Raw genomic sequence first — 26,239 nt, forward strand, 5'->3', positions numbered from 1 at the left:
CGGCAAAGTTGGACGAAAGCGGGGTTGGGTTGGACTATCCAAGGCACCTGTACCGGCCCTTTCGCGGCTGAAGCCGCTCCTACAGGGATAGCGTCAAACTCAGGGCCAATACCGTCCCCCCGTAGGAGCGGCTTTAGCCGCGAAGAGGCCGGTACCGTCAATACACTCCCAGGCTCAGCCCGCAGTCTTCAGCTCGATGCGATACAGCTTCCCAAGCAGCAGCGAGTAAGACAGTGTGCCCATCAACGCCACACCACCGATGAACCAGAACGCCATGGCGAACGAGCCACTGGCGTGCACGATCGCGCCGATCACGATCGGTGTGACGATGCCGCCGATGTTCGCCGCCAGGCTGGTAATGCCGCCGGTCAGGCCGATCAGCTCCTTTGGCGCCACTTCCGACACGGCAGCCCACGACGACGAGGCTATGCCCTGGGCGAAGAACGCCAGGGTCAGCACGGCGATGCACAGCACATTGGAGTCGGTGAAGTTCACCAGCACGATCGACATCCCCAGCATCGAGCCCACCACCAGCGGCAGCTTGCGGGCAAACGACAGCGAGTAGCCCTTGCGGATCAGCAGGTCGGAGATGATGCCCGCCAGGAGGATCCCGACCGTGGCACCAATGAACGGCATGACCGCGAAGATGCCGACCTTGATCAGCGTCAGCTGGCGTTCTTCGATCAGGTAGGTGGGGAACCATGTAAGGAAGAAGTACAGTGCCGAGGTGCTGGCGAACTTGCCCAGGCAGATCGCCCAGACCTGGCGATAGCGGAACAGTTCGGCGACCTGGCGCCAGTCGAAGCGGGTACGTTGCTGGCTGCTCTTAACCAGGCCACCGCCGTTCTCGATGTAGGCCAGTTCCTCCTTGCTGACCTTCTTGCAGTTCAGCGGGTCGCGGTACAGCACCAGCCACACGACGCCGAACACGATGCCGACCAGACCGGTGCTGTAAAACACGTGGCGCCAGTCATAGGTGGTCGCCAGCCACAGCAGCGCGCCGGTGAACAGCGCGGTGCCCAGGTACTGGCCACATACGTAGATGCTGCTGGCCATGCCGCGCTCGCGGGCGGGGAACCACACCGTGACCGCACGGCTGTTGGCCGGGAAGGCCGGGGCCTCCATGGCGCCGACCGCCAGGCGCAGGCCGAACAGCGAGGCGAAGCCACTGGCCAGGCCCTGGGCCACGGTGACCGCCGACCAGCTGATCAGCGACACGCCATAGGTCAGGCGCGAGCCGAAGCGGTCGGCAATGAAGCCAGCCGGTACCAGGGCCAACGCGTAGGTCCAGGCGAAGGCGGAGAAAATCAGGCCCATCTCGACCTTGTCCAGGCCCAGGTCTTTGGCCATGAACGGCGCTGCGATGGAAATGTTCACCCGGTCGACGTAGTTGATGATGGTCGCCACCAGCAGCAGCGACAGCATGAACCAGCGGCGGCGGGTAGGCAGGCGCTGGGCAGGGGCCGCGTCCAGCGTGTACGACGACGCGGCGCGGGGGGTAGGCGTGCTCGACATGAGTCGACCTCGTTTGTTGTTGTTGGTAGAGGTTGGGCTGCAGTCCCTTTTCTACAGTGGTCGTACGACGCATTGAATGCAACGGTGGTTTTAGACCGTTTTTTTTGCTCGAGGCGGGGGATGGCTGTGCTGTCCAAGAAAATCCGAAGGTGGGGTTTTGCGCGTATTTTCAGCTGTATGTCGCATTCTCAGCGGGTTGTGGGCGTTTAGGGTTGCGCGACTTTTTGCAGACAGGTTTAATTTGATGACTTTAGACATCGTACAACTTGTTGTGCCTGCTCTGGTCTCTTCGCGGCCTTGCCCGTGAAGGGGCCAGACAGCGCCATCCTTGAAGACTGGAGCCAACCCAATGCCTCCCAAGCGCGAGGTTCCGACCTACGTCATGCAGCAGCGCAGCGAGCTGATGGATTTTTACATCCGCGACCAGCGCGGGCGCCCCGCCGAGACCGCGCCGCACCGTCACGAGTATTTTCAGATCCAGGTCAATTTAGGCGGCGACACGGTGCAACACATCGGTAGCGTGCAGCGTCCGTTCAGGCGCAACACCCTGGCTTTCATCCTGCCGCACCGGGTGCACGTGATCCCGCATCCGGCGGACAGCGACTTCGTGGTGATCAATTTCTCCCAGACGTTCCTGCTGCCGCACCTGGCCTGCGACCCGATGGACCTGGAAGAAGTGTCGATCCTGCAGGCGCCGGAGTTGTCACCGTTCCGCTTTCAGGAGCATCTCGACTTTTGCCTGGGTGAAGCCGACTTTGCCCAGGCGCGGCAAATCCTCGATCGCTTGCGTGAACTGGATGCCAACCGCCGCTTCGGCACCCGCGAAATGCTCAAGGGCCTGTTGCTGCAGCTGATCGGCCAGGTCTGCGGCCTGTACGCCGAGCCGCTGCGCGAACTGGCCGACAGCAACGCGGCCCAGCTCAGCCGCCGCGCCGCGCTGGCCCGCATGAGCGACTACCTGCGCCGGCATATCGACGACCCCGATCTGAACCTGCAGAAAGTCGCCGCCGCCACCTACCTGTCGCCGACCTACCTGACCCACTGGTTGCGCAAGGAAATTGGCAAGACCTTCAGCGAGCTGGTGCTGGAGCGGCGCATGCACGCCGCACGCAACTACCTGCTCAACGGCAGCCGCCCGGTGGGCGAGGTGGCGCGGCTTTGTGGCTTTGCGGACGAGGCCTACTTCTCTCGACGTTTCCGCCAGATCCACGGCCTGCCACCTGGCCAGTTCCGCCGCCAGCAACGCGACCCGGATACGCCGCAGGTAGCGATGCGGTAAGCTTGCTGCCATGAACCTCGACACCCGCATCAAATACCGTCACTTGCTGTGCTTCCTGGAGATTGCCCGGCAGGGCAGCCTGGCCAGGGCGGCCGATATCCTGTCGATCAGCCAGCCGGCGATTTCCAAGACCCTCAAGGAGCTTGAGGACCTGCTCGAGGCGCGCCTGTTCGAGCGCAGCCGCCAGGGTGTCGAGCTGACCCTGGCCGGCACCCGCTTCATGCGTTACGCCGGGCCCAGTGTGCAGGCGCTGCGCGATGGCGTCAGCAGCCTGCGCGGTGAAGCGCGGGCGCCGTCGCAGGTGCGCATTGGCGTGCTGTCCACGGTCGAAGGCCTGCTCATGCCTGAGGTGCTGTGCCGCCTGCATCAGCGCCATGAAGCGCTGGTGATCAGCGTGGTCACCGGGGTCAGCGCGCAGTTGCTTGGCCAACTTCACCTGGGGGAGCTGGAACTGGTGGTGGGGCGCATGACCGACAGTCCACAAATCCAGGGGTTGTCGTTCGAGCACCTGTACAGCGAGTCGATGAGCCTGGTGGTGCGCCCGGGTCACCCGCTGCTGGCCAGCACGCCCGTGGAGCGGGGGCAGGTGGGGCGTTACCCGCTGGTGCTGCCACCGGCCGGTACCACCATCCGCCAGCATGCCGACAGCCTGTTTGTGCAATGCGGCATCCAGATGCCGGCCCAGCGCCTGGAAACCCTGTCGCTGGCCCTGAGCCGGCGTTACCTGCTGGGCAGCGATGGCCTGTGGGTGGCGCCGCGTGATGCCGTGCTGCTCGACCTGCGCCGTGGCGAACTGGTCGAGCTTGACCTGGGTGTGCGTGAGCCGGGAGGGTCGGTGGGGATTTGCCGCAATGCCGCCTTGCCGTTGAGTTTGCCGGGGCAGTGGGTGGGTGAGGTGCTGCGGGAGGTGGCAGGGGAATATCGAGAGGGTCGGTATCCTTGAGTTTTTCGGGGGTGCCTGGCCTGATGTTTCCGACCTCAGAACCCGCAGAAATAAAAAGCCACCAAAGCCCGGCAAACCCGACACAAAGGGTCAATACTGGCCAATGGCTGTAAAGCTTCGATGAAGAAGCTTTTAATGACTGAACTTCCTTACGAAAACCCGCTCCTATGCCGGTAGCCATTGGTCATGGCCGCCTGATAAGCTCGCGGCTTTACCCTGATTGCCCTCATGGCGCATGAACAAGGAAATAGCATGAAACAGCATCGTTTGGCGGCTGCGGTTGCCCTGGTAGGCCTGGTACTGGCTGGCTGCGATCAACAAGCCAGCAGCCCCGAGCTGAAGACTCCGGCGCAGAAAGCCTCCTACGGTATCGGCCTGAACATGGGCAAGAGCCTGGCTCAGGAAGGCATGGAAGACCTTGATTCGAAAGCAGTCGCCCTCGGCATCGAAGACGCCGTTAGCAAGAAAGAACAACGCATCAAGGACGAAGAGCTGGTAGAAGCGTTCACCGCATTGCAGAAACGCGCCGAGGAGCGCCTGGCCAAGGCCAGCGAAGAAGCCGCTTCCGCCGGCAAGAAATTCCTCGAAGAAAACGCCAAGAAGCCAGGCGTGGTTACCACTGCCTCGGGCCTGCAGTACGAAGTGGTCAAGAAGGCCGACGGCCCGCAGCCCAAACCGACTGACGTGGTCACTGTCCACTATGAAGGCAAGCTGATCGATGGCAAGGTATTCGACAGCTCCGTCGAGCGTGGCAGCCCGATCGACCTGCCGGTCAGCGGTGTGATCCCAGGTTGGGTCGAAGGTTTGCAGCTGATGCACGTCGGCGAGAAGTACAAGTTGTTCATCCCGGCTGAACTGGCCTATGGCGCACAAAGCCCTAGCCCGCTGATCCCGGCCAACTCGGTACTGGTGTTCGACCTGGAACTGATCGCCATCAAGGATCCGGCCCAGTTGCAAGGTGCCGAGCCGCAGGCCGAAGCCCCTGAAGAAGCACCTGCCAAGTAACATTGGCTGGTTGTCGGAAACGCCCCACATTGTTGGGGCGTTTTCGTTTGTGCCGATTGGACGAACCTGCAACAGCTGATACTGTCCGAGGAAATGCAGCGTGAAGAAGTAGGATGTTTCTGACGCAAATCGTTTGCGGCGCAGGTAGTCATGGCGTGAAACGACTGTGTAAAAAACGCCCGATCTGACCGGGCCCCTTGCCTGGCAGGCACCTGGGGTCGGAAACGTCGCCCTGTTCACAAGGTTATCCACAATAAATGTGGATAACCTTTTCCTCTCGGAGGCTCCATGAGCGCACCCTGGAATTTTGCCCGTTTCCTGCCATTGGCCGAGCGCCTGCTCAGCCGCGGTCGTTTGCCGGCTTTGTTGTTCGCGGTGGCGCGCAAAGGCCCGCGCCTCGGCCAACTGCGTGAAGATGTGAAGCTGCTGCAGTCGCTGTGCCTGGCCTGGTGGAGGGGTGAGTACCGTGCCATCAGCCCCAAGGCACTGGTCACTGTCGTGGCGGGCCTGCTGTATTTCGTCAGCCCCATCGATGCCATCCCGGACTGGTTGCTGGGGGTGGGTTTCCTCGATGACATCGCGGTGCTGGGCTGGGTGCTGAAAACCGTGGCCGACGAGTTGGCACGCTTCAAGGCCTGGCGCGATAGCCAGGCACCCGAACGGCTGCGCGTGGTCGAGCGCCTGCCGGCTACCCCGGAAGCGCTGCGGCTGGAGCGCAACAAGTAATGAAACCGGCCTGGATCTCACCTCAACTGCACAGACCTCGGAGTTGGTAATATAATTGGCATAAGGGTTATGCCTACGGATTACATGCTGTAATCCTTTTTAAAGGGGTTTGTAATGGGTATTCAGGTCATCAGCCGGGACGGTCAACCCGAGTACGCCGTCGTTCCCTGGGAGCAATACCAGGCGTTGCTCAGCGCTGCAGGGCAGGCACCAGCCGAGGCGGTTTCCAGTGAGGCGCAGGGCGTTGCTGCCAGTGCCCCTCTGCCAGCCTTCAGCGAAGTCGCCCAGATTCGCCAGGCCAAGGGCATTGCCCCGGAGCAACTGGCGCGCAATGTCGGGGTGAGCCCGGCGTATCTGGCCATGATCGAATCGGGTGAACGCCAGCCAGATGCTGCCATCCGCCGCGCCCTGGCCTGGCATCTGGGGGTGGCTGGCTGGAGCGAGCCATCATGAGCCAGGTCAGGATCAGCCGTCAGCACTGGGATAACCTGCTGGGCGAGCTTGACCTGGCCCGTCGTCAACGTCACTTGCTGACATACCGAGCGCTGATCGAGCGCTTGCAGCTACCCAGCCCGGCCATGCAGACGCTGACTGCCGCGCTGGAATACCTGGCGGTGCTGGATGCCCGTGCCGAACAGCCATTGCGCAGTTCGCTGGTGATCAGCCAAGGCGCCAGCCGTTTGCCGCGTACTGGCTTCTTTGAGTGTGTCGAGCGCCTGGGGCGGTTTACCGGGCCGGTCGATGGCATGGAGGCCGCCTCGTGGCATGCTTCTGAGGTGGTTCGGGTGTTCGAGTACAGCTATCCCGAAACGGCCTGAAGCGTTACCCATTCCAGCCTATTCGTTATAGGTGGTGACCTTGAGCGAAAGGGCCGGGCCTGCTGGCCAATCTCCACCCGTCGGTCACCGTTGTCGCCGCTACCGTATTCGCGGGTAAACCCGCTCCTACGCCTGATCGAAGGTGGACACATGTCTGTGGTTGGGCACAGGCCGCCGTGTAGGAGCGGGTTTACCCGCGAAAGGGCCGGGCCTGCTGGCCATTTACCACCCGCCGTTCAGTGTTGCCGCCGCTACCGTATTCGCGGGTAAACCCGCTCCTACGCCTGATTGGTGGTTGGGCACAGGCCCCCGTAGGAGCGGGTTCACCCGCGAATAGGCCGGCACAGGCAGCGCATCCCTGTGAATCAAGCCGCACCCTCTGCCATCGGCATCCACCACTTCCAATGCCTCCAGGTGTTGGTATCGACCAAACAGCTCCAGCAGCTGCCCGATCGTGGCATTCAAGCGCACTGTCGGTTGTTCGGTCGGTGGCACCTGCGTCAGTGCAGGTAACAGCCCGCTGTCGCGTACCCCCCGCTCCTGTGGCCGCCCTAGCAAGTAACCCTGCACCAGGTCCACGCCCATCTCCACCAGCACCTCCAGCTCTTCCGCCAGCTCGATGCCCTCGGCAATCACCTGTGCCTTCGATGCCCGGGCGATCTGCAAGATAGAGCCAACAAACTCGCGCTTGAGCGGGTCACGGTGGATGCCGTCAATGAAGTGCCGGTCGATCTTCACGTATTCGGGGCGCAGCTCCGACCACAGGCGCAGGCTGGAATAGCCCGCGCCCAGGTCGTCGATGGCAATCGAGAAGCCCATGTCGCGATAGTGGTGCACGGCATTGGACAGCAGCTGGAAGTCGTCGGTGGGCGTGTGCTCGGTCAACTCGATCACCACCCGGCTGGGCGGCAGGCCAACCTGTTCGAGCAGTTTCAGGGTCAGGCCGGAGGGGTAGTGCGGCTCCAGCAGCGATTCGGGTGAGATGTTGAGAAACAGTTTGCCCTGCAGTTGCTGCTCGCTGAAGCGTTGGCAGGCGCTTTCTCGGCAAGCCGCTTCCAGCTCGGTCAGGCGGCCGGCCTGGCGGGCGATGGTAAACAGGTTGAGCGGCGCATGCAGCGGGCTGTTGGACGGGCCACGGCTCAGCGCCTCATGGCCGAACACCCTATGTTCGCTCAGGCACATGATTGGCTGGAACAGGCTGTGAATACTGCGCTGAGCCAGGATGGCACTCAAGGCACTGAGCTGTTCGGCAACGGTCATGATGGATTCCTGAAAAATAAGGGCCGGGCATCTGCATGCCCGGCCCTTATATTTCACGACAGCACGATGACTGTTTAATGACAGGTCGCATTATTCTGCCATCATTGTTGAGGTGCCTTACTTCTTGGCCACCTTGGTGCTGGCACTGAGGTAGTCGATCAGGATGCGACCGGTTTCCGCGAGGTAGGCGTCGTCTTCCGGCTTGGTATTTTCATCCTCGACCGGCAGAGCGTCTTCGTCCTCTTTCTTCAGCTCCTTCAGCGGTTCTTCACCCTTGGCCTTGCGGCGGGTGTTTTCCAGCGCCAGTTGCTTGCTCTCGATGCTGTCGTGGCGTGCGCGGCGTTCCTGCTCGTTTAGGCTGACGGTTTTCTCGTTCATCAGCCTCTGGGTCAGGGCCAGACGGTCGCGGATGTAGGTGAACTCGGCATCCTTGTCGCTGCGCGCCTCATGCTGCGCCTTGAGCTGCGCCAGGAACGGCCTGAACGGATCGGCCGCAGGCTTGACCACCGGGCGGATGGTGTCCCACGGCATGGCCTCTGGCAGGGCGCTCTCGCCAATTTCCTTGGTGTCGATGATCGAGGGGTAGTCGATGTCCGGCAGCACCCCCTGATGCTGGGTACTCTGCCCGGAAACCCGGTAGAACTTGGCCAGGGTCAGCTTCAGCTCGCCATGGTTGAGCGGCTGGATGGTCTGCACGGTGCCTTTGCCGAAGGTCTGGCCACCGATGATCAGCGCGCGGTGGTAGTCCTGCATGGCACCGGCGAAGATCTCCGATGCCGAGGCCGACAGGCGGTTGACCAGCAGTGCCAGCGGGCCCTTGTAGAAGGCCCCCGGGTTTTCGTCTTCCAGCACGTCGACGCGGCCGTCGCTGTTACGCACCAGCACGGTCGGGCCTTTCTCGATGAACAGGCTGGTCAGCTCGGTGGCTTCCTGCAGCGAGCCGCCGCCGTTGTTGCGCAGGTCGATGACCACGCCGTCGACTTTCTCTTTCTGCAGTTCGGTGAGCAGCTTCTTCACGTCACGCGTGGTGCTCTTGTACTCGGGGTCGCCAGCGCGGTAGGCCTTGAAGTCCAGGTAGAAGGCCGGGATCTCGATGATGCCCAGCTTGTAGTCACGCCCGTCCTGCTTGAGCTTGAGCACCGACTTCTTCGCCGCCTGTTCTTCAAGCTTCACCGCTTCACGGGTGATCGACACAATCTTGCTGGTCTGGTCGCTAGGCGCATTGCTGGCCGGGATGATTTCCAGGCGCACCACCGAACCTTTCGGGCCGCGGATCAGCTTGACCACTTCGTCCAGGCGCCAGCCCACCACGTCGACCATTTCCTTGTTGCCCTGGGCTACGCCGATGATCTTGTCAGCCGGGGCCACCTGCTTGGTCTTGGCTGCCGGGCCTGCTGGCACCAGGCGCACGATCTTTACCTGGTCGTTGTCGCTTTGCAGCACTGCGCCAATGCCTTCGAGCGACAGGCTCATGTTGATGTCGAAGTTTTCGGCGTTGTCCGGCGACAGGTAGTTGGTGTGTGGGTCGTAGGACTGGGCAAAGGTGTTGATGTAGGCCTGGAAGATGTCCTCGGCACGGGTCTGGTCCAGGCGCGCCAGCTGGTTCTTGTAGCGCTTGATCAGGGTTTCCTGGATCTGTTTGGGTTCCTTGCCGGCGATCTTCTGGCGCAGCACTTCGTCTTTCACGCGTTTGCGCCACAAGTCGTCGAGCTCGGCCTGGTTCTTCATCCACGGCGCATCCTTGCGATCGATCAGCAAGGTTTCCTTGGTGGTGAAGTCAATCTTGTCCACGCCCTTGTTCAGCTCGGCCAGGGCGAAGTCCAGGCGTTGCTTGACGCGGTCGAGGTAGCGCTTGTAGATGGTGAAGCCCGGGTCCAGGTTGCCGCTCTTGAGGAAATCGTCGAATTGCGTTTTCCATTTATCGAATTCGGCAATGTCGGCAGCGGTGAAGTAGCTGCGCGCCGGGTCCAGCAGCTTGATGTAGCTGTCGTAGATAATGACCGAACGGGCATCGTCCAGGGGGGGCTTGCTGTAGTGGTGGCGCTTGAGCAATTCCACCACGTTGAGGCTGGCGACGATCTCGTCGCGGTCCGGCTGCAGGCTGTCCCACTTGTTGGCGGCCGCCGCATTGCCGCCGAGCGTGAGGCTGCCCAGGCCGATCATCACAGCCAGTGCGGTGCTTGGAAGGAAATGCTTCATGCTGATTCGACGTGGAGGCAATTGATCACGCATAGTAGGCCGTCTTTTCCGTTGCCGGTTCCATGGAGCCGGGCAAATACTGCAAAAGGCCTGAGGTAAGCGACCTCAGGCCCAGTCATGATTCAACTATGGAGGCACTGTGAAGGCATTGCAAGGCGTTGACGGACATGTGGAGTGGGTCGAGGCCGAACGCCCGACCTGTGACGCGGGCCAAGTGCGCATTCGCGTGGCCGCTGCGGGGTTGAACCGCGCCGACCTGCTGCAGATGAAAGGTTTGTACCCGCCGCCACCAGGTGCCAGCCCATACATGGGGCTGGAGTGTTCCGGGGTGGTTGAAGAAGTGGGGGCTGGTGCCGCCTGGCGCGTGGGTGACCGCGTTTGCGCCCTGCTGGCCAGCGGCGCCATGGCCGAGGAAGTGGTGGTCGACGCCCGTCATGTACTGCCGGTGCCCGAGGGCCTTGGCCTGCATGAAGCGGCAGCGTTGCCGGAGGTGTATGCCACCGCCTGGCTGAACATCTTCCAGCTCGGTGCAGTGAAGGCTGGCGAGAAGGTGCTGGTGCACGCCGGCGCCAGTGGCGTTGGCTCGGCCGCCATCCAGCTGTGCAAGGCGTTCGGCAGCCCGGTATGGGTCAGCGTCGGTTCGCAGGACCGCCTGGCCTACTGCCAGGCGCTGGGCGCTGCGGGTGGTGTGGTACGTAACGAGAACCTGGACGAGCTGGAAGGTTTCGGCCCGTTCGATGTGATTCTCGACCCCGTGGGCGCCAGCTACGGTGAGCTGAACCTCAAGCTGCTGGCCCGTGACGGGCGCTGGGTGATCATCGGCCTGATGGGCGGACGCAAGTTCGAGCTGGACCTGGCCCAAGTGCTGGGCAAGCGTCTGGAAATTACCGGTTCCACCCTGCGCAACCGTGATGACGGCTTCAAGGCCGAGCTGCTGCGCGAACTGCAGCAGCAAGTATGGCCGCTGTTCGCCGAGGGGCGGTTGTCACCGCAGCTGGTCGACACCTATCCGGTGGAGTTTGCCCAGGCGGCGTATGCCGAGCTGGAGACCAACCAGGTGTCGGGCAAGCTGGTGATGGTGATCGACCCTAGCCTGGTGTAAGCAGGCCTGGCCCCTTCGCGGGTTTACCCGCGAAGAAGCCGGCACAACCCACAAAGACCTTCAGCTCCAGCTCAGAATCGGCCACCCATTGATCTCGGCATGCTCGCGCAACACAGCGTCCGGGTTCACCACATGCGGGTGATCCACTTTCAACAACAACGGCAAGTCATTCCTCGAATCGGAATAGAAACTCGCGCCCTCCAGGTTTTCCTGCTCCTGATCCAGCCATTCCAGCAACCGGGTGATCTTGCCCTCACGATAGGTCAGCACCCCGTGGGTCTTGCCGGTGTACACCCCGTTCACTGCCTCCAGCTCGATGGCCAGGTACTCATCCACGCCCAGTCTCGCGGCAATCGGCCCGACCAGGTGCGTACCCGAAGCGGAAATGATCAAAATGCGATCTCCACGCTTGCGGTGCTCGGCAATGCAGCGGCAGGCGTCACCGTAGATGATCGGTTCGATCACTTCTTCGACCCACGGTGCCACCAGGTGCTCGACTTCTTCCAGGGTACGCCCGGCAATCGGCTCCAGGCTGAAGGCCATGTAGTCCTCCATTTGCAGGTGGCCCCTGCCATAGGCTTCCATCAGTTCATGGTCGCGGCGCAGGAAATCCTTGCCGTCGACCCAACCCAGCCGGGCCATCTGCTCGCTCCAGAGTGATGCGCAGTCGCCGTGGATCAGGGTTTCATCCAGATCAAAAATTGCCAGTGCCATTGTGTTGAGTCTCCTTAAGCCACTTCCCGCAGCGCAGTGGGGTCGATTGACACGCTTACCCGTTTTCCGTCTGCATGCAAGTCGGCCGGCGAGCGGTTGAGCACATCGACCACCAGCTCCACTTCGCGCACCCGAACCCGGTAGCGGATCACGTTGCCCAGCAGGCTGTGGCTGCGCACCTCGGCGTCCAGCTCGCCGTGCTCGCCAAGCGTGATCGACTCCGGGCGGATCGCCAGGCGGCTGGCCACCGGGCGCTGCAGCAGGCGGCTGGCGCTGTCGGCGTCGAGCAGGTTGTAGTTGCCGATGAAACCGGCGGCAAACAGGTCCACGGGGGCGGTGTAGAGGGTTTCGGCATCGCCACTCTGGACGATGCGCCCCTGGTTCATCAGGAAGATGCGGTCGGACATGGTCAGCGCTTCCTCCTGATCGTGAGTGACGAAGATGGTGGTCAGCCCCAGTTCGCGCTGGATGGCGCGAATCTGCTCGCGCAGGTGCTTGCGGATACGCGCATCCAGCGCCGACAACGGTTCGTCGAGCAGCAGCAGGCGCGGGCGGGTGACCAGTGAGCGTGCCAGGGCCACGCGCTGGCACTGGCCACCGGAAAGCTGGTGCGGGTAGCGCCCGGCGAACTTGCCCAGCTCAACCAGCTCCAGCACCTCGCGTACCCGCAGCTGGCTTTCGTCGGCCTTGACCTTCTGCATGCGAAGGCCGAAGGCGACATTCTGCTCCACGGTCATGTTAGGGAACAGCGCGTAGCTCTGGAACACCATGCCGATGCCACGCTTTTGCGGGCTTAACGGCACGATGTCGTGGCCGTCGAGCAGTATCTGCCCGCTGTCCACCGAGGTCAGCCCGGCAATGCAGCGCAGCAGGGTGGACTTGCCGCAGCCGGACGGGCCGAGCAGGGTGACGAATTCGCCGCGTTCGATGTGGCAGTCGATGCGCTCGAACACCGGGCTGCCGGCGTAGCTTTTCTGCAGTTTCTGTACGCTGACGAAGCTCATGTCAGGTCTTGTCCTTGTTCAGGCGGTTGGCGACCCAGGTCAGTACCAGCACGAAGGCGAAGTAGGAGATGACCAGCGCGCTGTTGAAGTGGCCGCTGCTGTTGCGCATGTTGTTCAGGTACACCTGCAGGGTCTCGTAGCGGGTGCCCACCAGCAGGTTGGCAAACACGAATTCGCCGAAAAGGAACGAGAACGACAGCAGCACTGCCACCATCAGGCCCTGGCGCAGGTTCGGCAGCACCACCAGCAGTGCGGCCTGCCAGGTGCTGGCGCCGAGCAGCTGCGCGGCGTCCATCAGGTCGCGCAGGTTGATGGCCTGCAGGTTGTTGGTGATGGCCCGGTACATGAACGGCAGGGCGATGGTGAAGTAGCAGCCGATCAGGATCCACGGTGTGCCGACCATGGCCATCGGCCCGCTGCCATACAGCTGCAGCAGCCCGACCGACGAGACCACCGGCGGGACCGCGAAAGGCAGCAGGATGAGGATGTTCATCAGCGCGTCGAGCCGCGGGAAGTGGTAATGCACCACGAACAGCAGTGGCAAGATCAGCACCACCGACAGCAGCAGAGCGCCTACGCACACCAGCAGCGACTGGCCGAAGGCCGCGAGGAAGCGCGGCTCGCTCCACAGCGCCGCATACCACTTCAGGGTCAGGCCACTGGGCAGCAGGCTCGCCGACCAGCTGGTGGCCAGCGAGTAGAGGAGGGTGCCGGCCAGGGGCAGCAGCAGGATCAGGAACAGCAGGTAGACCACGAGGCGGTGGTACCAGCCGCCGGAACGGATATCAGCGCGCATGGTAGCTCCTTTTCAGCAGCCATTGATGTACCACCGTGACCAGCGTCATCAGCCCCACCAGCACCATCGCCAGGGCGCTGGCCAGGTTCGGATCGAGGCTGATGTCGCCCGCCACCAGGCCGGCGATGCGGATCGGCAGTACGTTGAAGTTGCCGGTGGTCAGTGCGTACACGGTGGCGTAGGCGCCCAGGGCGTTGGCCAGCAGGATGACGAAGGTGCCCAGCAGTGCCGGGGCCAGCACCGGCAGGCCGATGTGTCGCCAGTACTGCCAGTGGTTGGCGCCCAGCAGCGCGGCTGACTCGCGCCAGTCTTCGCGCAGGGCGTCGAAGGCGGGGTACAGTAGCAATACACCCAGCGGGATCTGGAAGTAGGTGTACACCAGGATCAAGCCGCTTTTGGAATAGATACTGAAGTCTTCCAGTAGGCCGACCTGCTTCAGCAGCAGGGTCAGCGCGCCGTTGAAGCCAAGCAGGATGATAAAGGCAAAGGCCAGCGGTACGCCGGCGAAGTTGCTGGTCATGTTGGCGAAGGCGCTGACGAAGTCGCGCAGCTTCGAGTCCACCTGGCGCAGTGAATAGGCGCCGAGGGTTGCGATGACGATGCCGAATACGCTCGACCAGAAGCTGATTTCCAGGCTGCGTTGCAACGCCTGTCGGTAGAACTTCGAGGCGAACACCTTGCTGAAGTTGTCGATGCCCCAGCCGGCCTCCGATTGCAGGCTGTTGATCGCCACCCAGGCCAGCGGGGCGACCTGGAAGATGACGAAGAACACGGCGAACGGCAGCAGGCAGAGCAGGGCCAGGTAGCGGCCACGTATGCCGCCATTCACTTCAGCAGCTCCCGGCAAACCGTCTTGTCGTGCGCGGCGCCCAGCAGCTCGCAGATGGTGCCGCACAGTTCGGTTTGCAGCGGTTTGGCGGCTGGGTCCAGGCTGAAGGCGTCGCCGAAGACGAACAGCGGTACTTCACGTTCTTCAGCCAGCAGGCCGTTGTGCGAGCGGTCGTTGTTCATGCCGTGGTCGGCGGTGACCAAAACCTGATATCCCTCTTCGAGCCAGCCAGGCAGGTAGTCGGCCAGCAGGATGTCAACGCTGCGCGCAGCGTTGCGATACTGGCTGCTGTCCAGGCCGTGGCGGTGACCCACGTCGTCAACGCTCATCGGATGCACCAGCAGGAAGTTGGGCGCGTGGCGGCGGCGCAGGTACTCGCCATCGGCCAGAAGGTGCGAATCGGGGTAACGGTCGTCCCAGTAGAACAGCCCGTGCTGTATCGGCAGCTTCGGCGCGTGGGTGTGGCGGTCGCGCTGCGGATCGAAGGGCGAGCGGTTGTACAGCTCGCTCATCCAGTGATAGGCCGCCGCCGCGGTGCCCAGGTTGGCCTCGCGGGCGTAGTGAAACACGCTGCGTTGGTTGGACAGGCGGTTGATGTTGTTGTGCACGATACCGCTGTCGATCGGTGGCACGCCGGTGAGGATGCATTCGTACAGCGGCCGCGACAGCGATGGCAGCTCGCATTCCACGCGGTACAGAGCGGCACGGTCGGCCTCGACGTAGGCGTGCAGGTGGCCCATCGCATGGTGAGCGACCTGATAGTTGAGGCCGTCGAGCAGGACCAGGATGACGTTGTGTTGCATGTTTTCTCCAGTCATGAACCGCGTTGGCATCTTCGCGGGTAACCCGCTCCTACATGTATCGCGTATCCCTGTGTAGGAGCGGGTTTACCCGCGAAAGGGCCGGATCAGGCGCTACAAAGCCCAGCCCCTTATTCCATCTCGATGATCACCTGCTCCTGCCACATCTGCGGCAGTTTCTTCGAGGTGGCTTCCCAGGCTTCGGCATTCTTGATCGGCTGGGCGGCACCGTACTGGTCGTTGGGCAGCAGCTTGGCCTGCACATCCGCCGGCAGCTTCAGGTGCTCGGCCCGGATCGGCCGCGCATGGCCCTTGGCCAGGTTGATCTGCCCGGCGTCGCTGAAGATGTATTCACGCGTCAGCTTGGCCGCGTTGGGGTGCTTGGCGTACTTGTTGATGACCGTGGTATAGCCGGAAATCACCGAACCATCCGAGGGGATCAGCACTTCAAAACGTTTTGGGTCGATCTGTTCACGGTAGCTCAGGCCGTTGAAGTCCCACACCACGCCGACTTCCACCTCGCCCTTCTCCAGTGTCTGGATGGTCGGGTTGGCCAGCGACAGGCGCTTCTGCTGCGCCAGCTTGGTGAACAGCTGCAGGCCCGGCGCCACGTTGGTTTCGTCCCCCTTGTAGGCGATGGCCGCAGCCAGCACACCGTTGGCGGCCTGGGCGGCGGTGCCGACGTCACCGATGGCGACCTTGTACTTGCCTTTTTCCAGGTCATGCCAGGTTTTCGGCCGTTCCTCTTCCTTGACCAGGTCTTTGTTGATGATGAAAGCGATGGTGCCGGTATAGGCCAGCGCCCAGTGGCCATCCTTGTCCTTGGCCCATTCCGGCACCTGGTCCCAGGTGCTTGGCTTGTAAGGCTGGCTGACGCCCTTGGTCACCGCGATCGGGCCGAAGGCGGCACCCACGTCACCGATGTCGGCGCTGGCGTTGTCCTTCTCGGCTTCGAACTTGGCCAGTTCCTGGGCCGAGCTCATGTCGGTGTCGCTGTGTTTGAGGCCGTACTTGCTGGCCAGGTCTTCCCAAGTGCCTTTCCAGTTGGCCCAGGCGTCGGGCATGCCCACGCTGTTGACAGTGCCTTCCTTGCGGGCGGCGTCTTCCAGGGCCTTGAGGTCAGTGCCGGCGGCCATGGCCGTGGTGCATAACGCGATGGCCGAACCAAGCAGTGACGCCATGAAGAACTTTTTCATCCGAAGCTCCTTTGGGTGGGTGCCTTTGCGATCGTTGTTCTGGGTAAAGCCGTTGCAAGCCTTTGACTGGCACCTTTGGTCTAGGTCAGCAAACCTTGAGCCAAGGTAGGCCCCTTGCGTGACAGTTTGATGTAGGGAGGGGCCGGCAAGGGCCCTGAAGCTACAGCGTAGACCAGGTAATCGCCCCGGTTCTGCTGGCTTGGCGCGTTTCTGGCAGTGCCTGGCCCAAGCTTTGTCACAGGATGTTCATCAGCCCTGCCTAGGCTTGCACTATTCTCAAACTGCCCTGTGATGGGGCTGGACTAGTCCAGATAGGTAACCTTTCGATGCAGTCGACGCCCCCGCGTGCGGTAACAGCCATCTGCCATGCCCTGCAGGAGCAGATCGAGCATGGCCTGCTGGCGCCTGGCGGCAAGCTGCCGGCCGAGCGGCGGCTCAGTGAGGTGTTCGACACCACGCGCATTACCCTGCGTGAGGCGTTGGTGCAGCTGGAGGCCCAAGGCTTGATCTACCGTGAAGAGCGCCGAGGCTGGTTCGTTGCACCGCAGCGCTTGACCTACGACCTGATCGAGCGCAGCCATTTCCATGCCATGGTGCGCGATCAGGGGCGGGTGGCCAGTACCGAACTGCTGTCGGCGCGGCTGCAGCCGGCTTCGGCGGCCATCTGCGCACGCTTGCAGCTGCCGGCGTTGTCCAGCGTGGTGCGCGTCTGCCGGTTACGGCGGATTGACGGGCGGGCGGTGCTGTATGCCGAGCATTACCTCAACCCCCGGTACTTTCCAGGCATTCTCGAACACGACCTGGCGCAGTCACTGACCGAGATTTATGGGCGGGTGTATGGCATCGAGTACGGGCAGGTGTGCTTCGAGATCCTGCCGACAGCGTTGCCGGTGGAGGCGGCAAGCGCCTTGAAAGTGTCGGCGGGCAGCCCGGGGTTGCACATTACCCGGGTCAACAGCGACCAGCATGGGCACTTGATCGACTGTGACCTCGAGTATTGGCGGCATGATGCGATCCGCATTCGTGCCCAGGCTGGATGAGGTGTTGCCTTCTTCGCGGGTAAACCCGCTCCTACGAGCCGGCCTCTGTCATCCCACCCCCACCGGCTGTCACCACCTGCACCGACAACCGCGGCGTCGCCAGGTCCAGCCCGGCTTCATCCAGCTGCCGCTTCAAGGCCAGGTTGAACGCTCGCGACACCTCCCACTGCTTGATCGGCGCGGTCTTGAACCGCGCCCGCAAGATCGCCGACCCTGACTCGAAGCTCTCCACCCCCTGTAGCTCCAGCGGCGACCAGATATTGCGGCGCATCAGCGGGTCATTGCGCAGCTTCTGCCCCACTTCGCGAACCAGCGAGATCGCCTGGTCGATGTTCATGCTGTGCGGGATTGCCACGCGGAAGATCGCGTAGCCGAACTCCCGCGAGTAGTTCTTGATGCTCTTGATTTCGCTGAACGGGATGGTATGCACAATGCCGTCGATGTCGCGCAGGCGCACGGTACGAATGGTCAACCCTTCCACCGTGCCCAGGTGGCCGCCGACATCCACGTAATCGTCGATGGCCAGCGAATCTTCGATGATGATGAACAGGCCGGTGATCAGGTCGGCCACCAGCGACTGTGCGCCAAAACCGATGGCCAGGCCGATCACACCGGCACCGGCCAGCAGCGGGGTGACGTTCATGCCCATGTTGGCCAGGGCGACGATGACCGCGATGATGAAGATGACCACGAACATCACGTTGCGGATCAACGGCATCATGGTTTGCGCACGGGCGTTGGCCAGCCCCCGGCGCGAGCGCACCAGGGCATGGTGTACGGCGGTGTCGGCAAGGATCCACACCAGCCAGGCCACGATCAGCGTGCCGGCCAGGCCCAGCAGGCGAAGGCTGATGTCATGGCCGTCGCCCTCGGCGAAGCTGATCATCGACACGCCCCACACGCGCAGGCCCAACTCGATGAACACCAGCCAGATGAACAGGTGCACCAGCAGGTAGCCGAAGTTGCGCAAGCGCTCGGTGTACACCGCCTGGCGCTTGCTGGCCCGCTTGGGGTTGGCGGCATGGCGGCGCACCAGGCCGTTGAGCACCATGCACACCACCACCAGCACCGTGCACATCAGCGACTGGCGCAGGGCGGTGCTCGTGTCGCCGGCGGAGACGAAGGTGGCGAACAGAGAAATGGCCACCAGTATCAGCGCCGGAATGAACCAGAAGCTGCCGAGGATCTCGATGGTATCGCTGAGGGTACGTCGGGTCAGGCGTCGCGACAGTGGCTGGTTGCGGATCAGGTGGGCGATCGGCCGGCGGAAGCGCAGGATGAACAGCCCGGTACACAGTGCCGCAATCACATTGGCCAAGGTTGCCAGGGCGTGGGCCAGGTGGGTGCCGAGGGCAACCAGCATGCGCGGATCGCTCATCGCCTCGCCAAACGCGGCGAAGCTGCCAATCAGCCACAACGGGCGAAACGCCTGGCGCCGCAGGATGTGCAGGGCGCGGTGGCGGTGTGGGCCGTCCAGCAAGGAAAAGGCGATGACGCAAATGGCCGAAAAGCACGTACCGACCACCAGTGCGTAGGCCAGCACCATGGCCAGGGATTTGCCCAGTGAGGGCGGCAGCACGAAACTCAGGTACACCGTGAACACCAGCGCTACCAGCCAGGGGCCGAGCTTGCGCAAGGCAAAGCGCACCAGGTCCCAGGTCCGCGGGTGCTGTGGCAGTTCCTCGCTCAGGCCAAAGCGCAGGCGGACCCGATGGCCGACCCAGTTGAAGGCATAGGCCAGCACACTCCACACGGCAATCACTGCAGCAAAACCGAACAGGATCGCCGGCCACTGGTGCACGGGCACCACCAGTTCCGCCAGTTCGGCCTGGGCCTGTTCGATTTCCGCGGCCCAGCGGTGGAATGGACTGGCATCGCCGCTGAACTGCTTTTCAAAGTCATGCAGGGCACCGCCGATCAGGCCGAGTACGCCCTGTTCAACGCTGGGTTGCGATTGCCGGGTGGCGTCGCGCAGTTTTTTCAGGTCGGCCAGCAGCTTGGCCCGTTGCTGGTCGTTTTCGAGGTTCTTGATCACCTCGTCCAGCGACTTGCCCAGCGGCTCGGTGGCCTCTGGTTGCGCGGGCGCACTGCCGCCCAGCAGGCCAGGCAAGCCCGCCGCTTGTACCGGGGCAATGAAAAGCAAGAGCAACAGGAACAGGTAACGCGGGAGGGCAGGCACTGGAAAATCTACCTCAGGTCAAACGATTGACCGAGTGTAGAGGTTTATGTCGGCAGTTTCTCGAGGATCTTCCAGCAGGTGAGGCCGAAAATACCCAAGGTGCCGACCCACATCATCAGTACACCGATGTTGCGTTCGCGCATGCTGAAGCCGATGGTCAGCAGCATCAGGAACAGGAACACCGGGACGAACAGTGACAGGAACGGGGACATGGACAGCAATCCTTTTGCAGTGGGGCCATGTAACAAGCATAGCGCTTGGCAAGCGAGGCGTGATTGACCTTGAGCACGCTTAAGCGGGACCGGCCTATTCGCGTCGAACCGCCGCGAATAGGCCGGGCCTGCTTACATCAAGGCAGTTCGCGGCTACGGTAGAACGCGGTCAGTACCTTCACCAGGTGCGCCAGGTCATGGCTGCCGCACAGCTCGCGAATGGAGTGCATGGCAAATGTCGGCAAACCGATATCTACCGTGCGCACACCCAGGTGGCTGGCGGTGATCGGCCCGATGGTCGAGCCACAGCCCATGTCGCTGCGCACCACAAAGCTCTGCACCGGTACTTCCTCGGCCATGCACAAGTGGCGGAAGAACCCGGCAGTCTCGCTGTTGGTGGCGTAACGCTGGTTGTTGTTCACTTTGATCACGGGCCCGGCGTTGAGCTTCGGGCCGTGGTTGCCGTCATGCTTGTCGGCGTAGTTGGGGTGCACGCCGTGGGCGTTGTCGGCCGATACCATCAGCGAACGCTGGAGGGTGCGCACATAGGTGTCGCCATCGGGCAGCAGGCGCTGCAGGGTCTGCTCCAGCATCGGACCATCGGCACCACAGGCCGAGCAACTGCCGACTTCTTCGTGGTCGTTGCACACCAGCACACAGGTTTCGTCGCTGTCGGCGGCCAGCAGGGCCTGCAAACCGGCGTAGCACGACAGCAGGTTGTCCAGGCGGGCGCCGGCGATGAAGTCGCCATTCAGACCGATCAGCGCGGCGTCCTGCGTGTCATAGAAGCTCAGCTCGTAGTCCAGCACCACGTCGGCGATCAACTCGTGCTCGCGGGCCAGTTGCTCGGTGAGCAGGGCGCGGAAGTCGATGCGTTCGTCACCGGCCACTTGGGCGAGGATGGGGGGTAGTTCGTTCTGCGGATTGATCGCCCAGCCTTCGTTGGCGGTGCGGTTCAGGTGGATCGCCAGGTTGGGGATGATCGCGATTGGCAGCTTGAAGTCGATCAGCTGGCTTTCGACCTTGCCGTCACGGCGGTAGGTGACGCGGCCGGCCAGCGACAGGTCGCGGTCGAACCAGGGGGCCAGCAACGCGCCGCCATACACTTCCACGCCCAGTTGCAGGAAGCCCTGGCGCTGCAGCTCGGGCTGAGGCTTGACCCGCAGGCACGGGCTGTCAGTGTGGGCGCCGACCATGCGGATGCCATTGAGCAGCGGCGACTGCTTGCCCAGTTTGATGGCGATGATTGAAGAATCGTTGCGGGTGACGTAGTAGCGGCCGCCAGTCTCGGGGTCCCAACTGTCGCGCTCGTCCAGGCGCTTGTAGCCGGCCGCCTCAAGGCGCTGGACCAGGCTGGCGGTGGCATGGAAGGGCGTGGGGGAGGCCTTGAGAAATTCGATGAGGCCGGTATTCAGTGCGTCGCGCATAGCTCACTCCAGACAGCAGTGGCGCGAGTTTAACGCAGAATGTCGACAATTTGTGTCTGCATCTTCGCGGCTAACCCCCGCTACCACAGGTATTGCACAGCCTCTGAGCGCAGTGCGGACCTTGTAGGAGCGGCTTTAGCCGCGAAGACGCCGGTTCAGGCCCTGCGGAATCAGAACGGTGCCGGGCACTCGAACTTCAACCGCTGCCCGGACACCGGGTGGGTAAAGCTCAGCATCGAGGCATGCAGGCACAGCCGCTCATGGGCCGCGAGGGCTTGCGGGTTGGCGTACAGGCGATCACCCAGCAGCGGGTGCCCGATCGACAGCATGTGCACGCGCAGCTGGTGCGAACGCCCGGTAATCGGCGTCAGCTCCACCCGACAGTGATCGCCGCAGCGCTCGACGATACGCCAGAAGGTCAGGGCGTGCTTACCCTGCTCGTGGTCCACCACATGCCGTGGTTTGGTCGGTGGGTCGTAGCGCAGTGGCAGGTCGATGCTGCCGCTGTCCAGCGCCGGCTGGCCCCAGCACAGTGCGGTGTAGGCTTTTTCGGTTTCACGGTCGTGGAACTGGCGCGATAGCTCGCGGTGGCTATCGGCATCGCGGGCCAGCAGGATGATGCCGGAGGTTTCCCAGTCCAGACGGTGCACGATCAGCGCATCGGGGTAGCCGTTTTCCTGCAGGCGGGTGATCAGGCAGTCCTTGTTGTCCTCGGCACGGCCAGGTACCGACAGCAGCAGGGTCGGTTTGTTGATCACCAGGATGGCGGCGTCTTCGAAGAGGATCTGGACATTCGACAGCGGCATTGCAGGTCTCACGAAAATAGCAGTAAACGCTGGGGCCGCTTCGCGGCCCTTCGCGGGCAAGCCCGCTCCTACAAAGGATATGCGTTCCCCTGTAGGAGCGGGCTTGCCCGCGAAGGGCTGCAAGGCAGCCCCAAATTGTCGACTACGCGGATCAGCGATCCGGCAGGGTGATGTTCAGCTCCAGAATCGAGCAGCTGCCCTGGTTTTCCAGCTCGATATGCACATCATCGTTGCCGATGTTCACATATTTGCGGATTACTTCCAGCAGTTCTTTCTGCAGCGCGGGCAGGTAGTCCGGTTCGCTGCGTTGGCCGCGCTCGTGCGCCACGATGATCTGTAGACGCTCTTTCGCTACCGACGCGCTGGTCTGTTTCTGTCTGCCACGAAAGAAGTCAAAAAGGTTCATGTTTTATTTGCTCCCGAAAATGCGCTCGAAGAATCCCTTCTTCTGTACATCGATGAAGCGCATCGGCTTCTCTTTGCCCAGCAGGCGGTCGACCGCATCACTGTAGGCCTGGCCGGCATCGCTCTGGTCATCGAGAATGACCGGGATACCCTGGTTGGACGCCTTGAGGACGGCCTGCGATTCCGGGATCACACCCTTGAGCTTGATCGACAGGATTTCTTCCACGTCGGCCACGCTCAGCATTTCGCCTTTGACGACGCGCTCCGGGTGGTAGCGGGTGATCAGCAGATGCTCCTTGATCGGCTCTTCACCGTTTTCGGAGCGGCGCGACTTGCTCGACAGAATGCCCAGCATGCGGTCGGAGTCACGTACCGACGAAACTTCCGGGTTGGTCACCACGATGGCTTCGTCAGCGAAGTACATGGCCAGGTGAGCACCTTTTTCGATACCGGCCGGCGAGTCGCAGATGACGTACTCGAAGTCCTTCTTCAGGTCCATCAGTACCTTTTCCACGCCTTCCTGGGTCAGTGCGTCCTTGTCACGGGTCTGGCTGGCGGCCAGCACGTACAGGTTCTCGAGGCGCTTGTCCTTGATCAGGGCCTGTTGCAGGTTGGCTTCGCCGTTGACAACGTTGACGAAGTCGTACACCACGCGGCGTTCGCAGCCCATGATCAGGTCGAGGTTACGCAGGCCCACGTCGAAGTCGACAATGACGGTCTTGTGGCCGCGCAGTGCGAGGCCGGTACCAATGGCGGCGCTGGTAGTGGTCTTGCCCACACCCCCCTTGCCGGAAGTAACCACGAGAATCTTGGCCAAGGTGTTTCACCCCTAAAAATAGTCGGGACACTTGTCCCTGCAAAAAACTGAAAATAGCTAAATAAAGGCAACGGTAAAAAAGTTGCTCTAAAAATGCTGGCAAGTATCCGTTAAAGACGGGTGATGTTCAACACGTCACCAGACAGGCTGACTTGCACGCTGGTCCCCCACAGTGGATCCCGGCGCAGGTCTTCGCAGACTTTGTACTGGCCGGCGATCGAGACCATTTCGGCGGTCATCTGCTGGCAGAAGATACGCGCCTTGGTGTTGCCTTTGATGCCAGCCAGGGCGCGGCCGCGCATGGCACCGTACACATGGATGTTGCCATCGGCCAGAAGTTCCGCACCTGGGCTGACCGAAGCAGTCACAACCAGATCACCGCCCTGAGCATAGATCTGTTGGCCACCGCGTACTGGTGAAGTAACGATGCGGGTCGGGCGTATTTCGGGTTCGGGGGGCGGTGGTGGCGCCGGGGCCGGTTCGGGCTTTTTGATCACCTCGGGCTCGGGCTCCAGCGGCCGCTCGCGGGCCCCGGAGGGCGGCAGCACCGGCAGGTCGATGGCGATGGCGGCGGCGATGTCCTCGATGCGGTTGGCGCGGATGGCCAGGGTACGCAGGCCGTGGTGTCGGCAGATCCGCATCAAGCCGGGCAGGTCGATCGCCCCTTCGTCGGCCGGCAGCTTGTCCAGCGCCAGTACCAGCGGTGTATTGCTGAAGAAGTTCGGGGCCTGGGCGACTTTGGCCGCCAACTGGCGGTCGAGGGCTTCAAGGTCATTGCGCGCCAGTTCCAGTACCGTAATGGCGAGCATGCTGCCCTTGAGCTGGAACACGGAGGCGGTGTCGGGTGTGTGGTTTGGGCTCATGGTCTGCATAGACGGCTTGTTGCGAAAAAAGTGCCCTGACTTATAACGAGAACACCGGTTGCCCGCAACATGCGCTGATCCGTTGTAGAATGCGCGGCCTTTGTCTTTCCGGATGCATCAATGGACCGCCCGCGTTTTCGTCCCTATTTCCTTCACCCCAAGTTCTGGGGCCTGTGGCTGGGCCTGGGCCTATTGTGGCTGGTGGTCCAGTTGCCGTACCGGGTGCTGCTGAAGATCGGTGCCGCGCTGGGCGCCGTCATGTATCGCTTTGCCGGTGAACGTCGGCGCATCGCCGCGCGCAACCTGGAGCTTTGCTTCCCGGAGCTGTCGGTCGACGAACGGCAACGTTTGCTCAAGGCCAACTTCGCCTCCACCGGCATCGCCTTCTTCGAAATGGCCATGAGCTGGTGGTGGCCCAAGGCCAGGCTGGCGCGCCTGGCCCATATCGAGGGCCTTGAGCACCTGCAGGCCGCCCAGCAGGCGGGGCAGGGCGCAATCCTCATGGCGGTGCACTTCACTACCCTGGAAATCGGCGCCGCGCTGCTCGGCCAGCAGCACACCATCGACGGCATGTACCGCGAACACGGCAATGCACTGTTCGACTTCATCCAGCGCAGTGGCCGCGAGCGTCACAACCTCGATTCGCTGGCGGTGGAGCGCGAGGACGTGCGCGGCATGCTCAAACTGCTGCGTTCGGGCCGGGCGATCTGGTACGCACCGGACCAGGACTACGGCGCCAAGCAGAGCATCTTCGTACCGTTGTTTGGCATCCCCGCAGCGACGGTGACCGCTACCACCAAGTTTGCCCGGCTGGGCAAGGCGCAGGTGATTCCGTTCACCCAGAAGCGCCTGGAGGATGGCAGCGGCTATCGGCTGGTCATCCACCCGCCGCTGGCGGATTTCCCCGGCGAGAGCGAGGAAGCCGACTGCCTGCGCATCAACCAGTGGGTTGAACGTGTGTTGCGCGAGTGCCCCGAGCAATACCTGTGGGCGCACCGGCGGTTCAAGTCGCGGCCCGAAGGGGCGCCGCGGCTGTATGGCAAGAAGAAGCGCTGAAAACACATCAACTCCAGGAAGGACGCCATGGCACCACCCCCGGTAACCGGTCTCATCCTGTCTGGCGGCGGCGCCCGCGCCGCCTACCAGGTCGGTGTGCTGGCGGGCATCGCCGAGTTGCTGCCCGCCGGCGCGCACAACCCTTTTCCGGTCATCGTCGGCACCTCCGCCGGGGCCATCAACGCTGTCACCCTGGCCAGTGGTGCGGTGCACTTCAGCGACGCCGTGCAGCGGCTCACTGCCTTCTGGCAGAATTTCCGCAGCCATCTGGTCATCCGCAGCGACTGGCCCGGGGTGGTGCGCCAGGCCAGCCGTTTCGTCGGCCACAACCTGCTTGGGCTGGGTGGCCAGGCCCCCGTGGCGTTGCTCGACAGCAGCCCGTTGCGCAGCCTGCTGCAAACGCACCTGAACCTGGATGGTATCGGCCACGCCTTGGCCGCCGAGCAACTGCGCGCCGTGGCGGTGACCGCCTTTGGCTACGAGTCTGGCCAGGCAGTGACCTTCTACCAGGGCCGCGGCACCATCGAGGCCTGGCTGCGCCACCGGCGTATCGGCGTACCCGCACCGTTGACCATCGACCACTTGCTGGCCAGTGCGGCGATCCCGCTGCTGTTCGCCCCGGTGCAACTGGGCGGCGAGTATTACGGCGACGGTGCAGTGCGCCAGTCGGCGCCGATCAGCCCGGCCTTGCACCTGGGCGCCAGCCGGGTGCTGGTGGTCGGGGTGAGCGGAAACCCGCAGCGGCCAGCGCCACCTGTACCGCCCCAGCGTGTGTTCAGCGGGCAGCAGCCGAGCCTGGCGCAGATCGGCGGGCACATGCTCAACAGTACGTTCATTGACAGCCTGGAAGACGATATCGAACTGCTGCAGCGCCTCAACCACTTGAGCGGGCTGTTGCCGGCGCACCTGGATGCCCGGCGCCTGGGGCTGGCACCGATCGACGTGCTGGTGGTGGCGCCCAGCCAGCCGCTGGATGAGATTGCCGCTCGGCACCGCCGCGAGTTGCCGGCGGCGTTACGCCTGTTCTTACGGGGGCCTGGGGCGACGCGCACCAGCGGGGCGGGGGTGTTGAGCTATTTGCTGTTCGAGGCCAGCTATTGCAGTGAACTGATCGAGTTGGGGCGGCGCGATGCCCTTGCCAAGAAGCGCGAGCTTTGCGAATTCCTGGGGATTTGATGGTGCCTGTGCGGGCCCTTTCGCGGGTGAACCCGCTCCTACAAGGGGTTGTGCAAAACCTGTGAAGGCGCG

The 26,239-nt window shown here is 62.8% G+C and carries 26 protein-coding genes; 10 read left to right on the forward strand and 16 right to left on the reverse strand.

The window, feature by feature from the left end; genetic code table 11:
* Positions 1-174 precede the first annotated feature (174 nt).
* Positions 175-1,515, reverse strand: a complete 1,341-nt coding sequence (locus tag FQ668_RS07745) for an MFS transporter (protein ID WP_014592066.1) — start codon at positions 1,513-1,515, stop codon at positions 175-177.
* Positions 1,516-1,864: 349 nt separating this feature from the next.
* Between FQ668_RS07745 and FQ668_RS07750 the strand changes: the two genes are divergently transcribed.
* The 6 genes from FQ668_RS07750 to FQ668_RS07775 all read left to right on the forward strand — a co-directional run bounded on the left by FQ668_RS07750 (position 1,865) and on the right by FQ668_RS07775 (position 6,286).
* The gene (locus FQ668_RS07750; protein ID WP_014592065.1) at positions 1,865-2,794 is read left to right on the forward strand and encodes an AraC family transcriptional regulator; all 930 of its coding nucleotides are present in this window, start codon (positions 1,865-1,867) and stop codon (positions 2,792-2,794) included.
* Between the two features lie 10 nt (positions 2,795-2,804).
* Positions 2,805-3,737, forward strand: a complete 933-nt coding sequence (gene pcaQ / locus FQ668_RS07755) for a pca operon transcription factor PcaQ (protein ID WP_014592064.1) — start codon at positions 2,805-2,807, stop codon at positions 3,735-3,737.
* Positions 3,738-3,989: 252 nt separating this feature from the next.
* The gene (locus FQ668_RS07760; RefSeq protein ID WP_010952765.1) at positions 3,990-4,742 is read left to right on the forward strand and encodes an FKBP-type peptidyl-prolyl cis-trans isomerase; all 753 of its coding nucleotides are present in this window, start codon (positions 3,990-3,992) and stop codon (positions 4,740-4,742) included.
* Positions 4,743-5,030: 288 nt separating this feature from the next.
* Positions 5,031-5,468: a YkvA family protein gene (locus FQ668_RS07765; protein WP_010952766.1), complete on the forward strand. Its 438-nt coding sequence runs from the start codon at positions 5,031-5,033 to the stop codon at positions 5,466-5,468.
* 114 nt (positions 5,469-5,582) lie between these two features.
* On the forward strand, positions 5,583-5,921 hold the full coding sequence (locus FQ668_RS07770) for a helix-turn-helix transcriptional regulator (RefSeq protein WP_004577645.1): 339 nt from the start codon (positions 5,583-5,585) through the stop codon (positions 5,919-5,921).
* A complete protein-coding gene (locus FQ668_RS07775; RefSeq protein WP_003252539.1) occupies positions 5,918-6,286 on the forward strand; it encodes a hypothetical protein in 369 nt (122 codons plus the stop codon). Before FQ668_RS07770 ends, FQ668_RS07775 begins: the two co-directional genes overlap by 4 nt.
* 222 nt (positions 6,287-6,508) lie before the next feature.
* On the opposite strand, the gene FQ668_RS07780 is transcribed toward FQ668_RS07775, so the two are convergent.
* Complete coding sequence (locus FQ668_RS07780; protein WP_019436773.1) at positions 6,509-7,546, reverse strand: EAL domain-containing protein; 1,038 nt, start codon at positions 7,544-7,546, stop codon at positions 6,509-6,511.
* Between the two features lie 117 nt (positions 7,547-7,663).
* Positions 7,664-9,745, reverse strand: coding sequence for a carboxy terminal-processing peptidase (locus FQ668_RS07785; protein ID WP_019436774.1), 2,082 nt, complete (start codon positions 9,743-9,745; stop codon positions 7,664-7,666).
* A 139-nt stretch (positions 9,746-9,884) separates the two neighbouring features.
* On the opposite strand from FQ668_RS07785, the gene FQ668_RS07790 reads away from it, so the two are divergent.
* A complete protein-coding gene (locus FQ668_RS07790) occupies positions 9,885-10,847 on the forward strand; it encodes an NAD(P)H-quinone oxidoreductase (protein ID WP_014592061.1) in 963 nt (320 codons plus the stop codon).
* Between the two features lie 60 nt (positions 10,848-10,907).
* Here FQ668_RS07790 and FQ668_RS07795 read toward each other — a convergent pair whose 3' ends face one another.
* From FQ668_RS07795 to FQ668_RS07820, 6 genes are all read right to left on the reverse strand, one after another.
* Complete coding sequence (locus FQ668_RS07795; protein WP_019436775.1) at positions 10,908-11,561, reverse strand: HAD family phosphatase; 654 nt, start codon at positions 11,559-11,561, stop codon at positions 10,908-10,910.
* Positions 11,562-11,575: 14 nt separating this feature from the next.
* On the reverse strand, positions 11,576-12,565 hold the full coding sequence (locus tag FQ668_RS07800; protein ID WP_010952771.1) for an ABC transporter ATP-binding protein: 990 nt from the start codon (positions 12,563-12,565) through the stop codon (positions 11,576-11,578).
* Between the two features lies 1 nt (position 12,566).
* Positions 12,567-13,361 (reverse strand): ABC transporter permease, encoded by a 795-nt coding sequence (locus tag FQ668_RS07805; RefSeq protein WP_003252553.1) that lies wholly within the window; start codon positions 13,359-13,361, stop codon positions 12,567-12,569.
* A complete protein-coding gene (locus FQ668_RS07810) occupies positions 13,351-14,190 on the reverse strand; it encodes an ABC transporter permease subunit (RefSeq protein WP_014592059.1) in 840 nt (279 codons plus the stop codon). Before FQ668_RS07810 ends, FQ668_RS07805 begins: the two co-directional genes overlap by 11 nt.
* Positions 14,187-14,993, reverse strand: a complete 807-nt coding sequence (locus tag FQ668_RS07815) for an alkaline phosphatase family protein (RefSeq protein WP_003252558.1) — start codon at positions 14,991-14,993, stop codon at positions 14,187-14,189. Before FQ668_RS07815 ends, FQ668_RS07810 begins: the two co-directional genes overlap by 4 nt.
* A 128-nt stretch (positions 14,994-15,121) precedes the next feature.
* Entirely contained in the window at positions 15,122-16,186 is a 1,065-nt protein-coding gene (locus FQ668_RS07820) for an ABC transporter substrate-binding protein (RefSeq protein ID WP_014592058.1), read from the reverse strand.
* Between the two features lie 326 nt (positions 16,187-16,512).
* Here FQ668_RS07820 and FQ668_RS07825 point away from each other — a divergent pair, with 326 nt between their 5' ends.
* Positions 16,513-17,226 (forward strand): UTRA domain-containing protein, encoded by a 714-nt coding sequence (locus tag FQ668_RS07825; RefSeq protein WP_003252562.1) that lies wholly within the window; start codon positions 16,513-16,515, stop codon positions 17,224-17,226.
* A gap of 31 nt (positions 17,227-17,257) precedes the next feature.
* On the opposite strand, the gene FQ668_RS07830 is transcribed toward FQ668_RS07825, so the two are convergent.
* The 7 genes from FQ668_RS07830 to minC form a co-directional block, all read right to left on the reverse strand.
* Positions 17,258-19,405: a mechanosensitive ion channel domain-containing protein gene (locus FQ668_RS07830; protein WP_110159852.1), complete on the reverse strand. Its 2,148-nt coding sequence runs from the start codon at positions 19,403-19,405 to the stop codon at positions 17,258-17,260.
* Between the two features lie 44 nt (positions 19,406-19,449).
* Complete coding sequence (locus FQ668_RS28505; protein WP_003252566.1) at positions 19,450-19,617, reverse strand: hypothetical protein; 168 nt, start codon at positions 19,615-19,617, stop codon at positions 19,450-19,452.
* A gap of 137 nt (positions 19,618-19,754) precedes the next feature.
* Positions 19,755-21,044: a M18 family aminopeptidase gene (locus FQ668_RS07835; protein ID WP_012053413.1), complete on the reverse strand. Its 1,290-nt coding sequence runs from the start codon at positions 21,042-21,044 to the stop codon at positions 19,755-19,757.
* Between the two features lie 170 nt (positions 21,045-21,214).
* Positions 21,215-21,850: an RluA family pseudouridine synthase gene (locus FQ668_RS07840; protein ID WP_019436776.1), complete on the reverse strand. Its 636-nt coding sequence runs from the start codon at positions 21,848-21,850 to the stop codon at positions 21,215-21,217.
* A 151-nt stretch (positions 21,851-22,001) separates the two neighbouring features.
* On the reverse strand, positions 22,002-22,256 hold the full coding sequence (minE, locus tag FQ668_RS07845) for a cell division topological specificity factor MinE (RefSeq protein WP_003252572.1): 255 nt from the start codon (positions 22,254-22,256) through the stop codon (positions 22,002-22,004).
* 3 nt (positions 22,257-22,259) lie between these two features.
* Complete coding sequence (gene minD, locus FQ668_RS07850; protein ID WP_003252574.1) at positions 22,260-23,072, reverse strand: septum site-determining protein MinD; 813 nt, start codon at positions 23,070-23,072, stop codon at positions 22,260-22,262.
* 110 nt (positions 23,073-23,182) lie between these two features.
* Positions 23,183-23,944, reverse strand: a complete 762-nt coding sequence (minC, locus tag FQ668_RS07855; RefSeq protein ID WP_144179957.1) for a septum site-determining protein MinC — start codon at positions 23,942-23,944, stop codon at positions 23,183-23,185.
* Between the two features lie 111 nt (positions 23,945-24,055).
* Here minC and FQ668_RS07860 point away from each other — a divergent pair, with 111 nt between their 5' ends.
* Together FQ668_RS07860 and FQ668_RS07865 are read left to right on the forward strand one after the other, a co-directional pair.
* The gene (locus tag FQ668_RS07860; RefSeq protein ID WP_119713367.1) at positions 24,056-24,991 is read left to right on the forward strand and encodes a lipid A biosynthesis lauroyl acyltransferase; all 936 of its coding nucleotides are present in this window, start codon (positions 24,056-24,058) and stop codon (positions 24,989-24,991) included.
* Positions 24,992-25,018: 27 nt separating this feature from the next.
* Positions 25,019-26,167 carry a patatin-like phospholipase family protein gene (locus tag FQ668_RS07865; RefSeq protein WP_014592053.1) on the forward strand — a complete coding sequence of 383 codons (1,149 nt, stop codon included), beginning with the start codon at positions 25,019-25,021 and terminating at the stop codon, positions 26,165-26,167.
* Positions 26,168-26,239: the final 72 nt, after the last annotated feature.

Source organism: Pseudomonas sp. Kh14, from assembly GCF_900291005.1.
Taxonomy (GTDB): domain Bacteria; phylum Pseudomonadota; class Gammaproteobacteria; order Pseudomonadales; family Pseudomonadaceae; genus Aquipseudomonas; species Aquipseudomonas alloputida.